Source organism: Lentilactobacillus rapi DSM 19907 = JCM 15042, from assembly GCF_001436255.1.
Taxonomy (GTDB): Bacteria; Bacillota; Bacilli; order Lactobacillales; family Lactobacillaceae; genus Lentilactobacillus; species Lentilactobacillus rapi.
This window is the reverse complement of record NZ_AZEI01000022.1, coordinates 119880-133812: the sequence shown is the minus strand read 5'-3', so window position 1 is coordinate 133812 and position 13933 is coordinate 119880. Positions and strand designations below refer to the sequence as shown.

11 protein-coding genes are annotated in these 13933 nt (G+C 44.2%); 8 read left to right on the top strand and 3 right to left on the bottom strand.

Going from position 1 to position 13933, the window contains the following annotated elements:
* Positions 1–168: 168 nt before the first annotated feature.
* Together FD12_RS04050 and FD12_RS04045 are read right to left on the bottom strand one after the other, a co-directional pair.
* Complete coding sequence (locus tag FD12_RS04050) at positions 169–615, bottom strand: universal stress protein (RefSeq protein WP_054746963.1); 447 nt, start codon at positions 613–615, stop codon at positions 169–171.
* Between the two features lie 69 nt (positions 616–684).
* A complete protein-coding gene (locus tag FD12_RS04045) occupies positions 685–2259 on the bottom strand; it encodes an Nramp family divalent metal transporter (protein ID WP_056981818.1) in 1575 nt (524 codons plus the stop codon).
* A 348-nt stretch (positions 2260–2607) separates the two neighbouring features.
* On the opposite strand from FD12_RS04045, the gene FD12_RS04040 reads away from it, so the two are divergent.
* Together FD12_RS04040 and FD12_RS04035 are read left to right on the top strand one after the other, a co-directional pair.
* Positions 2608–3756: a glycoside hydrolase family 3 protein gene (locus FD12_RS04040; protein ID WP_225427270.1), complete on the top strand. Its 1149-nt coding sequence runs from the start codon at positions 2608–2610 to the stop codon at positions 3754–3756.
* Positions 3757–3776: 20 nt separating this feature from the next.
* Complete coding sequence (locus FD12_RS04035) at positions 3777–4652, top strand: tyrosine-protein phosphatase (protein ID WP_082622158.1); 876 nt, start codon at positions 3777–3779, stop codon at positions 4650–4652.
* Between the two features lie 347 nt (positions 4653–4999).
* Here the strand turns inward: FD12_RS04035 and FD12_RS04030 are convergent, their stop codons facing one another.
* On the bottom strand, positions 5000–6367 hold the full coding sequence (locus tag FD12_RS04030) for an FAD-binding oxidoreductase (RefSeq protein ID WP_056981869.1): 1368 nt from the start codon (positions 6365–6367) through the stop codon (positions 5000–5002).
* A gap of 417 nt (positions 6368–6784) precedes the next feature.
* Here FD12_RS04030 and FD12_RS04025 point away from each other — a divergent pair, with 417 nt between their 5' ends.
* The 6 genes from FD12_RS04025 to metF all read left to right on the top strand — a co-directional run bounded on the left by FD12_RS04025 (position 6785) and on the right by metF (position 13831).
* Entirely contained in the window at positions 6785–7693 is a 909-nt protein-coding gene (locus FD12_RS04025; protein WP_054746961.1) for a PLP-dependent cysteine synthase family protein, read from the top strand.
* 24 nt (positions 7694–7717) lie between these two features.
* Positions 7718–8902, top strand: a complete 1185-nt coding sequence (locus FD12_RS04020; RefSeq protein WP_054746959.1) for a trans-sulfuration enzyme family protein — start codon at positions 7718–7720, stop codon at positions 8900–8902.
* Positions 8868–9413: a serine O-acetyltransferase EpsC gene (epsC, locus tag FD12_RS04015; RefSeq protein WP_056981814.1), complete on the top strand. Its 546-nt coding sequence runs from the start codon at positions 8868–8870 to the stop codon at positions 9411–9413. The genes FD12_RS04020 and epsC overlap by 35 nt, the downstream gene beginning before the upstream one ends.
* A gap of 694 nt (positions 9414–10107) precedes the next feature.
* On the top strand, positions 10108–10584 hold the full coding sequence (locus tag FD12_RS04010) for an S-ribosylhomocysteine lyase (protein ID WP_054746957.1): 477 nt from the start codon (positions 10108–10110) through the stop codon (positions 10582–10584).
* A gap of 114 nt (positions 10585–10698) precedes the next feature.
* Positions 10699–12984, top strand: coding sequence for a 5-methyltetrahydropteroyltriglutamate--homocysteine S-methyltransferase (metE, locus tag FD12_RS04005; RefSeq protein ID WP_056981812.1), 2286 nt, complete (start codon positions 10699–10701; stop codon positions 12982–12984).
* The gene (metF, locus tag FD12_RS04000) at positions 12962–13831 is read left to right on the top strand and encodes a methylenetetrahydrofolate reductase [NAD(P)H] (RefSeq protein ID WP_056981809.1); all 870 of its coding nucleotides are present in this window, start codon (positions 12962–12964) and stop codon (positions 13829–13831) included. Before metE ends, metF begins: the two co-directional genes overlap by 23 nt.
* The last annotated feature ends 102 nt before the right edge of the window (positions 13832–13933 follow it).

Genomic DNA, 13933 nt, shown 5'->3' with positions numbered 1-13933 from the left:
GTAGTTTAATTAAGAAAAGGGCTGCTACAAAACGTCACTGTTTTGTTGGCAGTCCTTTTACTGGAAATTTGGTAATCGTTCATTAAACATAACATGTAACCGACCTCAGAGAAAAGTTCTTCTGAGTGGAAAATAACGCTTCGATTCCTAGGTATTCTGCTCCGCTCGCTAACGAACAATCATGACCGAAATCGGCGAATACTTAGCCATGTAAGCTGCTTGAGAACCAAAATATTTTCTCACACCAGTTTTTGATAATGACCCCACAATGAGTAAATCCGCTTTGGTTGCCGGAATCACGCGTTTGACGATCGTTTCACCCGGATCGCCTTCATCAATGACGGTGTCGACTTCCTTCACGCCGGCTCTTAAAGCAAGCTGACGGTATTTTTCAATATGTTCAGCCAACTCTTTGCGTTCACCATGAACGTAGTCTTTGCTTAATGCTTGGTAAATATTCATATCATCGTGTTCCATAATCGACACAATGATGAGCCGGGCATTGGATTGGCGGGCTTCACGAATTGCATATCTAAATGCCAACTGGGCATCTTCCGAATCATCAACACCAACTAAAATTCTGGCAAATTTTTGGCCACCTGTAGTACTTGGCATTTTTAAACATCCCTTTCATCTTTCATGATCTCTATATTGTTTAACACTCTTTATTATACCTTTTTTATTCTATTCTTCATGGGCTGCTTCAAACTTGGCCTGCAATTTTTTGTTTGTCTTGTGAATATCCCAAATCATCCAAGCAAGTAATGCCAGCACAAGGAAGATCACAATATATGAAAGGTTATCAGCCATGGCTACTTGGCCCTTCGAGGCATTATCGCCCAGGAATCCTTCAAATTGGCCAGGCAATCCCTTCATGTTTAGATATGTCAAAGCAATGACAGAAATCCAGCCAAGGGTTTTGATAATCCAAGAATTTTTAAACCGGTCATGCATTTCGACCTTATTATCTGTAAACATCAATAATGGCAACATTGAGAATGGCAGTGCAAAGGCCAGGAACACTTGCGAATTGTTCATCAAAGTATTTAAGGCTTCGTGTTGTTGAATTGGGCTTTCTTTACCGGTCATTGCCACACAGATCAAAACTGGGACAACCGAAATCAACCGGGTAACCAAACGACGCATCCATAATGGCATGTGCATGTGGATAAATCCTTCCATGATAACTTGGCCGGTCAGGGTACCTGTAATGGTCGAATTTTGCCCTGATGCCAGCAAAGCAACAGCAAATAGGATTGACAGAATTCCTGATTTCGCAACGGCAATTAACACGCCATTACTCAATGTCGATGGATCGGACAAAGCTTGAAACAACCCAAAGAACGAAGGATCCTTAACAGCGCCGCTCTTAAATACAGCAACTCCCATAATCAGCAATAATGAGTTAACAAAGAATGCCATTGTCAATTGAATGTTAGAGTCCCAAGTTGAAAATCGGACTGTTCTTGCAACATCTTCCTCATCCTTGTGATCAACTTTCCGTGTTTGGGAAACCGCCGAATGCAAGTACAAATTATGAGGCATCACCGTCGCGCCAATAATTCCAAGGGCCCCAGTCAATGGGGTTTGCCCACCAACATGTGGCGAAGATGAAAATGTTTCGCCATTTGGAACCAATCCCTTGAAGACCCCCAGCCAACTCGGATCTGACAAAGCGACTTCATAGGCAAACACAACAAAAATGACCAAAATCAAGCACACAACAATTGCTTCAATCTTTCGAAAACCTATCTTGGTCAACAATAATAATAGCAAAACATCAAACACAGTGATAAATACCGAAATGACCAGTGGAATATTAAACAGCAAATACAATGCAATCGCTGCCCCGATAACTTCGGCAATATCAGTTGCCATAATCGCGAGTTCAGTCAGAATCCATAAGACATACCCGAGTGCTCGACTGGTACGCGCCCGAATTGCCTGCGCTAAATCCATCTGCGTCACAATGCCCAGTTTAGCCGCCATATATTGGAGTAACATGGCAATTAAACTCGACATTAAGATCACGGACATCAATAAGTACTCAAAATTTTGACCACCGGTAATTGACGTTGACCAGTTACCTGGATCCATATACCCCACCGCAACTAACGCGCCTGGACCGGAATACCCAAACAATGTTCTCCAAAATCCTTTTCCTTTTGGAACAACCACGGTTCCGTTGATTTCTTCCAACGAAGGACCGTTGGCGTAGTGAATCAAATGCTGCTTCTTTGGTTCTTTTTCTTCTGGCATCAGAAGGCCTCCTTGTATTATTTGTTACGAACATATCCTATCATATTTTTAACCATTGTGAACGTCTAAATTTGGTATACCTAACTTTGCTTTAAAATAAAATAGAAAGAAAGTTGTTTGTATATAAACAAAGAAAGCGCTTGTCACGTTCACATAAAAAATATTGAATTTTTTTGAACTTTGCCAACCGTTCAATACAATCAGGGCTCTTTAAGTAGTCGAGGTATCAAGAATGCCTGGTTAGTTTTGATAGAAAAACAAATTTGCTATATTAATAACTATTTTGATCGCTTTTAACATATAATTGTTATGTTGTCATAATAATTGTATATAGGGAGATTGAGGAAAGTGAATATTAAGATTAAACGGGTTGCATCGTTTGCAATGATTACAACCGTGTCATTTGGGTTGGGCCTGACGATTCTTCATCCAAGTACTGAGTCAATTGCTTCTGGGATCCATCCAAAGCAAACCAATGAGCAAAGAATCAATAATCGAATTAAGCATATGACTCTTAATGAGAAAATCGGCCAATTATTTGTAACCGGCGTCTCAAATAATCAATCCGTCACGAAACACGATATCAAAAAATACCATCTTGGTGGCATTATCTTGATGGGCAACAATTTTGTCGGTACTAAATCATCGTTTAAGCGCAGACTGAAGAGTTACCAGCATAGCGCCAAGATTCCACTAACCATTTCAACTGACCAAGAAGGTGGCACCGTCTCTCGGCTGAGCGCCAACAAACGAATTTCTGGTCACAACTATTATTTGTCACCACAACAGGCGCTTCACCGCGGCGGGATGAAGAAAGTTCTGTCGATGTATCGTTACCAGGCCAAACAGCTCCACTCCCTGGGAATTAATTGGGACTTTGCGCCGGTAGCCGATGTTTCGCTGCACAAAAGTAGTTTTATTTATGATCGAACAATTGGCAAGGGTTATGCCAAAACGTCTAAGTACATTGCCGCAAGCGTGCCGGCAATTCAAAAGCAACACGTGGCCGCAACGCTCAAACATTTTCCTGGCTATGGCTCGGCCGCTGATACCCATACTGGATCGGCAGCCGTGAACCGGTCGCTTAGGTCATTCAAATCAAAAGACTTCCGGCCATTTAAGGCGGGAATTAAGAGCGGCGTTGATTCCGTCATGGTCACCCACATCATTTTGAAAAAAATTGATCCACACAAGCCAGCCTCACTTTCAAAAAAAGATATTCACCTACTTCGCAAGGATCTTGGCTTTAAAGGGGTCATCGTCTCAGACAGCTTACAGATGCAAGCCGTTGGTAATTATGCCAGATCACATCATGTTTATCGAGATGTGGCCGCATTTAAAGCCGGTAATGATGTCCTGTTAACCAGCGATTATAAACGGGGAATTCCTCAGCTGAGACGTGCGGTGGCAAATAAGCAAGTTTCCGTCAAGCAGATCAACGCGTCCGTTAAGCGAATTTTGACAATGAAAGACAAAATTGGGTTGAACATTCATTAATTTTTCTGGGGGGGATCAATATGAATGATCATCATTTCATCCGAATCACATTATTTGCAGCTACTTGTCTAAGCTGGGGATTATTACAACCAACTGCGGTCAAAGCCTCTGCCCAAAAGATTTATGGAACCCCTATTCATTTAACGGGCACTGTGAATACGCACGATTTAGGCGGCATTGTAGCCAAAAACGGTTGGCACATTAAGCCAAAGCGACTCATCCGTTCGGCCGCTTTGGCTCATTTAACGAAAACTGACCGGTGGAAACTAACCAAGAACGTCAATGTAAAAGTGGTTTGCGATTTTCGTTCCACTGGGGAAATTAAAGTCGCCAAAGATGCTAAGCTGTCTGGGGTTGCCTATCGTCACGATAGCGTGATGGCAGACAAAAACTTTGGTGTGCACACCACTCGCCAATACGCAAACCAGTTAGCAAACAAGCAGCCAAATAATATGCAGCTGTTTTATCAAAAAATGGTCACAAGTTCCCATAGCATCAAAGCTTACCGCTCATTCATGAACCAACTCTTGAAACAAAAACACGGTGCTCTTTTATACCACTGCACCTATGGAAAAGATCGGACCGGAATTGCCACGATGCTGATCCTTGCCTGCTTGGGCGTTTCCAAGCAAACGATCATGAAAAACTACTTGGCTTCGAATCATGATTTGAAAGGCACGGTTCATAAGGAGTACCAGCAGTTGAAACGAGTTACTCATAACAAACGGGCCCTGGCTAATTTTAAACGATCCAAATCTGCTAAGGCGGCTTATCTCGATGCCGCCTACCGCGCGATTGATCAACGGTATGGCTCAATGAAGCATTATCAGAAGGCCGCATTAAGGTTATCCAACAGTGATGTTCACAAGTTACGGATGATGTATCTGACAAAATAACGCAAATGTCTTAAGTAATTTGCAACAGAAAATAACGCAGCAGAGACTGAGACAATAGGCGTTTTGATCCCAGAATTTAACGAAAAGAACCAACTATTCCTGATTTTGGAATAGTTGGTTCTTTTCGTTAAATGGCCGGGATCAGCCGTTTGGCGCAGCTTTTATCCAAGTGACTACAGCGATCCAAACGAATAATGACTGATTGGAAATTAATATATGTCCCAACTTCCTGCTGCGTTATTTTGGATCAACTGCATATTACAGCTTTTATCCGAATATCATTGGTAATCAAGCATCATCAGTAAATCAGCCGATGCACCAGCCTTAGCTGTTAACGACTGCTAAAGCTAGACTTTGCGACCTGGATTTAAGATATTATTAGGGTCAAAGGCTGCTTTAACCTTTCGTTGCAACTCAACCACATCTTCACCAAGTTGGGGCAATACCCACTTGTACTTTAAGTCCCCGATCCCATGCTCGGCTGAAATTGTGCCGCCAATGGATTGAACATACTTGAAGATTCTATTAATGGCATCATTGACGTCGGCTGGCGTTTCTGAATATTCCTTTGAAACGGCAAAGTTTGGATGGAAATTACCGTCACCAGCGTGGCCGCCCAAAAAGGCAGTCACTTTAGACGTGAATTGTAATTTTTCAACAAAGTCAGCCAAATCTGGTAGTTTGGATAGCGGCACGGCGACATCTTCCACGATCAAGCGCCCATAAGCTGCTTCTGCCTGGTAATAATCTTGGCGAATCTTAATGATCTTCTTAGCATAATCTGGATCATCGGTGACATTAACCTGCAATGCTCCCGATTTAGTCAAGATTTTCTTCAAAGCGTCAACCGCGCCGGCTGGAGCAACATCCAACTGGAAGATTAAGAGGGATTCAGCGCCACCTTTACCCAAATCGGACTTTTCCAAATTATCCAAGGCTTCAATCGACGTTTTATTTAAAGCTTCCATCATTGATGGGTAGAGGCCGCTGCCAGAAATATTTTGAACCCCAATGCTCAATTGCTTCATGTTATCAAAAGTGGCCAACCCTGTAACGGGGTTTCCAAACGGAATTGGTAGTAATTTGACCGTTGCCGCGGTAATAATTCCCAACGTTCCTTCAGAACCGACAAATAAATCGGTCAAATCGTAAGGGGCATTGTTTTTGAAGGTTTTGCCACCCAATTCTACTAATTTCCCGTCAGCCAGAACCACCTGCAACCCAACAACGGATTGCTTCGTTGTTCCGTACTTTAATGAGCTCATTCCACCAGCATTGGTCGCGATATTCCCACCGACCGAACTGATCCGCTTGGAACCAGGATCAGGTGAAAAGAAGTACCCATGTTTGCGAACTTCTTCATCAAGATCTGAGTTTAAAACGCCCGCTTGGACAATGGCATATTGGTTGGGAATATTAATTTCCAATATCTTATTGAGTTGTGTCAGGTCAATGATCAAGCCACCTTTTTCAGCCGCTGACCCGTTCACAATTGATGTTCCAGCGCCACGAGCAGTAACCGGGATCCGGTTATCGTTCGCGAATTTAACCGCCGCCTGCACATCGGCAACGCTCTTCGCCTGAATAACTGCTAATGGCTGATTATCTTCTTCAATTGCTTCAGTGAATTTATCACTGCTCAATTTCTTGATTTCTTCATTATCTGACACAATCTGACCATCTGGTAATGATAACTCATTAATATTAACTGACATCTTGTCGCCAACCTTCATCGTTAATTTGAGTGCAAGGATCCCCTCATTTGGTATTGATTATGAGTAAATTATTAAAATTTGTCAATGCGCTAAAGTCGACTTTAATCACTAACCTGCTGAATCGTGTCAAATAAAAATTAAAATATCATTTGACAATGTCATCTAAATTCAGTATGATTTGATCAACAAAATTTCGGAGGTGTCCTTATGACTCAATCAATGTTTAATGCAATCAATAACTGTTGTCGAACAACGCGCGTTTTGCGATGTTCGGCCTGTTAGCATTGACATTTTGAGGAATACCGACCTTAAAAGTTAATTGCCTTTCAGGGGCATGAACTCAGCAAAGGGTGCGAAAATTCATTTGAGTTTTCGCACCCTTTTTCTATCTATTTTGACATTTGAGAGGATGACATCATGTTAATTCAATCAGTTTCACAACTCATCGGCCACACGCCACTTATTGATCTCCAAATTGATATCCCAAATCACAGCCACATCTACGCCAAACTTGAAATGTTCAATCCTGGTGGCAGCATCAAGGACCGGCTTGGTCAATACATGATTCAAGATGGCATTGACCGTGGCAAAATCAATGACAGCACCACAATCATCGAGCCAACTGCTGGCAACACCGGCATTGGCGTCGCCTTGACAACCCAGCAACATGGATTACGAACGATTTTAGTTGTTCCAGAAAAATTTAGTTTTGAAAAGCAGCAATTGATGAAGGCGCTGGGCGCGGAGTTAATCAACACGCCGAGTGAATTGGGAATCAAAGGCGCGATCAAGAAGGCGCGAGACATTGCCGCCAACATCGAAAATAGTTATGTTCCGATGCAATTTGAAAATCCAGCCAACCCGGCAGCCTATTACCACACCCTTGCACCCGAACTCATCGAAGACTTAGGCCAACCCATCACTGCATTTGTGGCGGGGGCTGGCAGCGGAGGCACCTTCGCTGGAATTGCCAAATATCTAAAAGAGCAAAATTCAGCAACCCAAACAATCGTGGTCGAACCAGAGGGATCGATTTTAAACGGCGGCCCGGCTCATCCCCATCGCACCGAAGGCATCGGGGTAGAATTCGTTCCCCCATTCTTCAAGGAGGTCCAAATTGATCAAACTTTGACCATCCCCGATCAGGCCGCCTTTTCCCAAGTGAAACAACTCGCGAGAACCCAAGGGCTGTTTGTTGGCAGTTCAAGTGGTGCCGCCCTGGCAGCCAGCTTACAAGTGGCGGAGCGCTTACCCCAAAACAGCCGGATTGTGACAGTATTTCCAGACAGCAGTGAACGTTACATGAGTGAACATATTTACGACTAAAAACTAAAAGTGAGGTAATTTATGATGAAATTTGATACGAAATTATTACATGGCGGCATCAGTGAAGACGCAACAACCGGCGCAACGTCTGTGCCAATTTATATGGCATCAACCTTCCGCCAAAACAAAATTGGCGAGAATCAATATGAATATTCCCGTTCCGGCAACCCAACCCGAGAGGCAGTGGAAAAATTAATTGCCGATCTTGAAGGCGGCACGAATGGCTTTGCGTTTGCTTCGGGGTCTGCTGCAATCGATACGGTCTTTTCACTCTTTTCAGCTGGTGATCACTTTATCGTTGGCAACGATGTGTATGGCGGCACGTTTAGATTAATCGATGCCGTGCTCAAACGCTTTGGGATGACGTTCACCGTCGTTGACACCCGGGATTTGCAGGCAGTTGAACAGGCAATCACACCAGCAACCAAAGCAATCTACCTCGAAACCCCAACCAATCCACTACTCCGGGTAACCGATATTGCTGCCATCGCCAATATTGCAAAAGAACACAATCTATTAAGCATTATCGATAATACCTTTGCTTCCCCGTATGTTCAACGGCCATTGGAGCTGGGAGTTGATATTGTTCTCCACAGTGCGTCTAAATATCTTGGCGGCCACAGCGACGTAATCGCCGGCTTGGTCGTCACCAAAGATGAAAAGCTAGGCGAACAAATTGGCTATTTGCAAAATGCCATCGGCGGCATCTTGGCCCCACAAGAAAGTTGGCTGCTCCAACGCGGCATTAAGACCCTTTCGCTCCGAATGCGCGCCCATTTAGCAAACGCTGAAACCATCTTTGACTATCTCTCCCACCAACCACTTGTCAGCAAAATTTACTACCCGGGCAATCCTGACAATCCGGATTACGACATTGCCCGCAAACAAATGCACGGATTTGGCGCAATGATTTCCTTTGAGTTACAACCGGGGCTGGATCCAAAACAATTTGTCGAGCACCTGCAAATCATTACCCTAGCGGAAAGCTTAGGGGCGCTTGAAAGTCTCATTGAAATTCCAGCTTTGATGACCCACGGGGCAATTCCCCGCGAAATCCGGTTAAAGAATGGCATTCAAGATGAATTGATCAGACTATCCGTTGGCGTAGAAGATCAGCAAGATTTACTGGCTGACCTGAAAGCTGGATTCGCCGCTTTGGAGAGGAGCGATGACCATGTTTCAAACAGCCCACTCCATTCTCAAGCGTGATCCAGCGGCGCACAGTCTGACCGAAGTCCTTCTAACCTATCCCGGAATCCGCGCGCTATTCTGGTACCGAATTGCCCACTTTCTGGTGTTAAGGCGCTTCTTCACCCTCGCCAGTCTGATCAGCCAGCATGCAGCTCACAGCACCGGGATCTCGATTTCTCCTGAAGCCACCATCGGCAAACGGGTGTTTATCGATCACGGGGTTGGCGTGGTCATTGGCTCAACCGCAATCGTTGAAGATGATGTTACCATTTTGCACGGCGTCACCCTGGGTGCAAGAACAACTGTCTTCGGTCCCCGCCATCCCCATGTTGAACAGGGGGCCTTCCTGGGCGCAAATGCCCAGATCCTCGGCAACATTACCATCGGGGCTTTCAGCAAAGTCGGCGCCGGCGCGGTGGTCTTGGTTGATGTCCCGCCCAAAACCACTGCAGTTGGAAATCCGGCGAGAATTGTTGGCTTAGGCGTTAACAAAATCGTGGAAGTTGATTTCAAACGCTGGAAAACTTAATATCAGCTATCTAAAAGAGCACCAACACTCAAACCCTATCTGAGGATTTAACTGCTGGTGCTCATCTGAACCACATCGACCATTCGCCATCGCAAAATTATATTCCAACAGGAGAACAAAGCGACTAACCAGGCGGTGCAGCAAAACATGTTCATTAATGGCTTCCTTCACAGCCTCTCAGGACCATCTTAAAGGACAGATTTTTCAGTGGTAATTATACGTGAGCCGACCGCAAAATGCAATTTACAATCAAATTCTCTCAAATGATGGTTGACAATGATTAGAATGGCGTCTAGTATTATCATTAAATTTTAATGCTAGTTCAAAAAGCAAAGCTCTGAAGAGAAGAGTAGCCAACTAATCAAGCACAAAGAGAATCCGGATGATGGGAAAGGATAGCTGATACGTTGGTGAAGATGAACTCTGATTAGCGGCATTCAAGTTCACGCTTGAGTTGTCGGGTGCGACCGTTATATCGCCGAGTATCGATCATGGTACTTTTTGAGGTATTATTTGTGAGAATAATACGAATTCAGGGTGGTACAGCGAAGCATTCGCCCCTTAATCAGATTTTCTGGTGTAAGGGGCGGATGCTTTTTTATTTGGTCAAAAGTTTCTGGAAGGGTTTTTATGATTCTTAGCACGCGTTAAAATAACAGTGTATCAAATAAATTTTAAGGAGATTGACACTATCATGGCAAAAGTTGAAAGTTTTACATTGGATCACACAAAGGTTAAAGCACCCTACGTTCGTTTGATTACTGAGGAAACTGGTCAAAAAGGCGACGTTATCTCAAACTACGACTTACGACTGGTTCAACCAAACCAAAACGCGATTCCAACTGCCGGTTTACACACGATTGAACATCTCTTAGCCGGCTTGCTTCGTGACCGTCTCGACGGTGTGATTGACTGCTCACCATTTGGCTGCCGAACTGGTTTTCATTTGATTACTTGGGGTAAGCACAGCACCACAGAAGTTGCCAAAGCCCTGAAAGGTTCACTTGAAGAAATCGCCAACGACATCCAATGGAAGGACGTTCAAGGAACCGACAAGTATAGCTGCGGAAACTACCGTGACCACTCATTATTCTCAGCCAAGGAATGGAGCAAAGATATTCTAGCTAAGGGAATTTCTGATGACCCATTCGAAAGACACGTTGTCGACTAGTCTCATTTATGAGATTTTGACCCCGTCTTATACCCTTCTCACATTACAACACCAAGCAACTAACATTAAAATAAGTTCACAAATCACTTTGCAACTAAAACTAGGAGGGTTTATATGACAACCACAATTATTGGATTTCCCCGGATCGGGCATCACCGCGAATTAAAATTTGCAACGGAACACTATTGGAAGAACAAGATCGACCAAGCCGCACTTCTAAAAACGGCTGACGAGATCAAGCAGAATCACTGGCAAGCGCAACAAGCGGCCGGAATCGATTTGATTCCAGCTGGTGACTTTTCATTCTTTGATGGGGTTCTTGATACTGCTAATTTACTGAACATCGTTCCTGCCCGCTACAAACAATTGAATCTATCGCCACTTGATGAATACTTTGCCCAGGCGCGTGGGTACCAACGGGGATCCGAAACGGTTAAAGCCCTCCCAATGAAGAAGTGGTTCAACACCAATTACCATTACATCGTCCCTGAATTTTCCAAGGATACCGATGTCAAATTGGTTGGTGACAAATTATTTAATGAAGTTGATGAGGCCCTCAAGCTCGGAATCAACGCAAAGGCGGTCATCACCGGACCATATACCTTGTTAAAATTAAGCAGGTTTATTGATGGCGCCAAGCCAACTGATTTTACTGATACATTGGCAGCCGCTTATTCCCAAGTGCTGCAAAAGCTTGGTCAACAAGGCGTTAAATGGGTTCAAATTGACGAACCAGCCTTGAGTTTTGACGTTGATGCTGCTGAAAAGCAATTGTTCGACAAACTCTATCAGACAATTTTAGCCAACAAAGGGACGGTTAAGGTCCTCCTTCAAAACTACTTTGGCGATCTTCGGGATGTTTATCATGATGTCACCAGCCTCGATTTTGATGGCATTGGCCTAGACTTCGTTGAAGGCTGCTACAACGCCGAATTAGTTAAGCAAAATGGTTTTCCAGCTGACAAAGTCTTATTTGCCGGCATTGTCAATGGTAAAAACATTTGGCGAAATCATTACGCTAAGACGATCGCTTTCTTAAATGGCCTTCATACCGATGCGACAATCGTCCTCAGTAGTTCGACTTCCCTGCTTCACGTTCCTTACACGGCTGCCGACGAAACCAAGCTGCCTGCCGATGTGCACCAACACTTGGCCTTCGCCATTGAAAAGCTGGCTGAAATTAAGGAATTGGATAACATTTATCGTGATGAGGCAGATGGTCAGGCCGCTTTGGATAAAAATGACGCCCTCTTTAAGAACGTCAAGCATCCTTATAAAGAAGCGGTTCATGAGCGAATTGCCAAGTTGACTGATGCAGATTATACCCGCTTGCCAAAACGAAGCGAGCGAGAAGTCATTCAGAAAAAGGAATTTGATCTGCCAATCCTGCCAACCACAACGATCGGTTCATTCCCCCAAACCAAGGACGTTCGGCAAAACCGATCAAAATTGCGTAAGGGTGAAATTACCCGTGAACAGTATGATCAATTTAACGAAGACAAAATTCGCCGAATTATCAAAATTCAAGAAGATCTTGGCTTGGATGTACTGGTTCATGGTGAATACGAACGTAACGACATGGTCGAGTACTTCGGCGAAAAGCTGGACGGCTTTGTCTTCACTCAAAACGGTTGGGTTCAATCCTACGGCACTCGTGGGGTCAAGCCACCAATCATTTGGGGCGATATCAACCGAACAGCCCCAATCACCGTCAAAGCGTCCGTTTTTGCAAAGAACTTAACTGACAAACCTGTTAAGGGAATGCTCACCGGACCCGTAACCATCTTCAACTGGTCATTCCCTCGAGAAGACGTTACCCCCAAGGAATCGGTCACCCAAATTGCGTTGGCGCTTCAAGATGAAGTCCTTGATTTGGAAAAGAATGACATTAAGATTATCCAAATTGATGAGCCAGCTTTGCGGGAAAACTTACCACTCCGTAAATCCAACTGGTACTCTGAATACCTTGACTGGGCTGTGCCGGCATTCCGGCTTGTTCACAGCAAGGTTCAACCAAGTACCCAGATTCATACGCATATGTGTTACAGCGAATTTGGTGACATTATCAAGGCAATTGATGCTTTGGATGCCGATGTCATTTCGTTTGAAGCTTCCAGGGCGGACTTTACCTTGATTGATGAATTAGTTGCGGCGAACTTCCAAACAGAAGTTGGTCCCGGTGTTTACGATATTCATTCACCTCGAATCCCATCAGAACAAGAAGTTGAAGATTTAATCAAGCAGTTGGTTTCAAAATTACCCGTTGAAAAAATCTGGATTAACCCTGACTGTGGTTTGAAGACGCGTTCTGAAGATGAAGCGTTCGAGAGTCTACGAAATATCGTTGACGCAACTAAAAAGGTTAGGAGTGCGATTCATGAGCCTAACGGAGTTATTTAACCAGAAAACTGTTTTTTCACTAGAAGTATTCCCACCAAAGAAGACTGCAGATAAGGACGCAATTTTGCCGACATTAGAGCAGTTGCAATCGATCAATCCAGACTTTATTTCGGTCACTCTGGGTGCTGGTGGAACTGATCATTGTGATCGCACGGTAGAAGTTGCCAACTTGATTCAGAATCAATTAAAGATTCCCGCAATGGCCCATGTGCCTGGATTGTATCAAACCAAGCAACAAGTCTTGGATTTGCTTGATCAACTCAGTTCCATTAATGTCGCAAACATTTTGGCATTACGAGGTGACCATATCCCTGACAAACAACCAGCTGGTGATTTCAATCATGCCAACGAACTGGTTGCTTTCATTAAGGAAAACCGGCCCAACTTCAGCATTGCCAGTGCGTGTTACCCCAATTGTCATATGGAGGCAACTGACTTCGTTGATGATATTGGCAATTTAAAGCGGAAGGTCGATTCAGGGGTTGACCATTTGATCACCCAACTATTCTTTAACAACCAAGCCTTCTATGATTTCAAAGAAAAGACTGAAATTGCCGGCATTAACGTCCCAATTGAAGCTGGAATTATGCCATGTACCAACCGCAACCAAATTGCCAGAATTACGCAACTGTCGGGGGTCCCACTACCTAAAAAGTTCCGGGCCATCATGGATCGTTACCAAGACAACAAGGAAGCAATGAGGGATGCAGGGATTGCCTACGCGGTCGATCAGATCATTGATTTGGTATCTCAAGGCGTGGCCGGCATTCATTTGTACACGATGAACCACCCGGGAATTGCCAAACAGATTTGGCAAGAGACCCGCGCGGTGATAAATGCAAAGTGAGTGGGTAACTTGAAATCCCATTCTTATGAATAAAGCAACAAACAGGCCGGGACATCTATTAATTTTCAAGCGATGATCATTCACTCAGATCTCTCTAGCCAT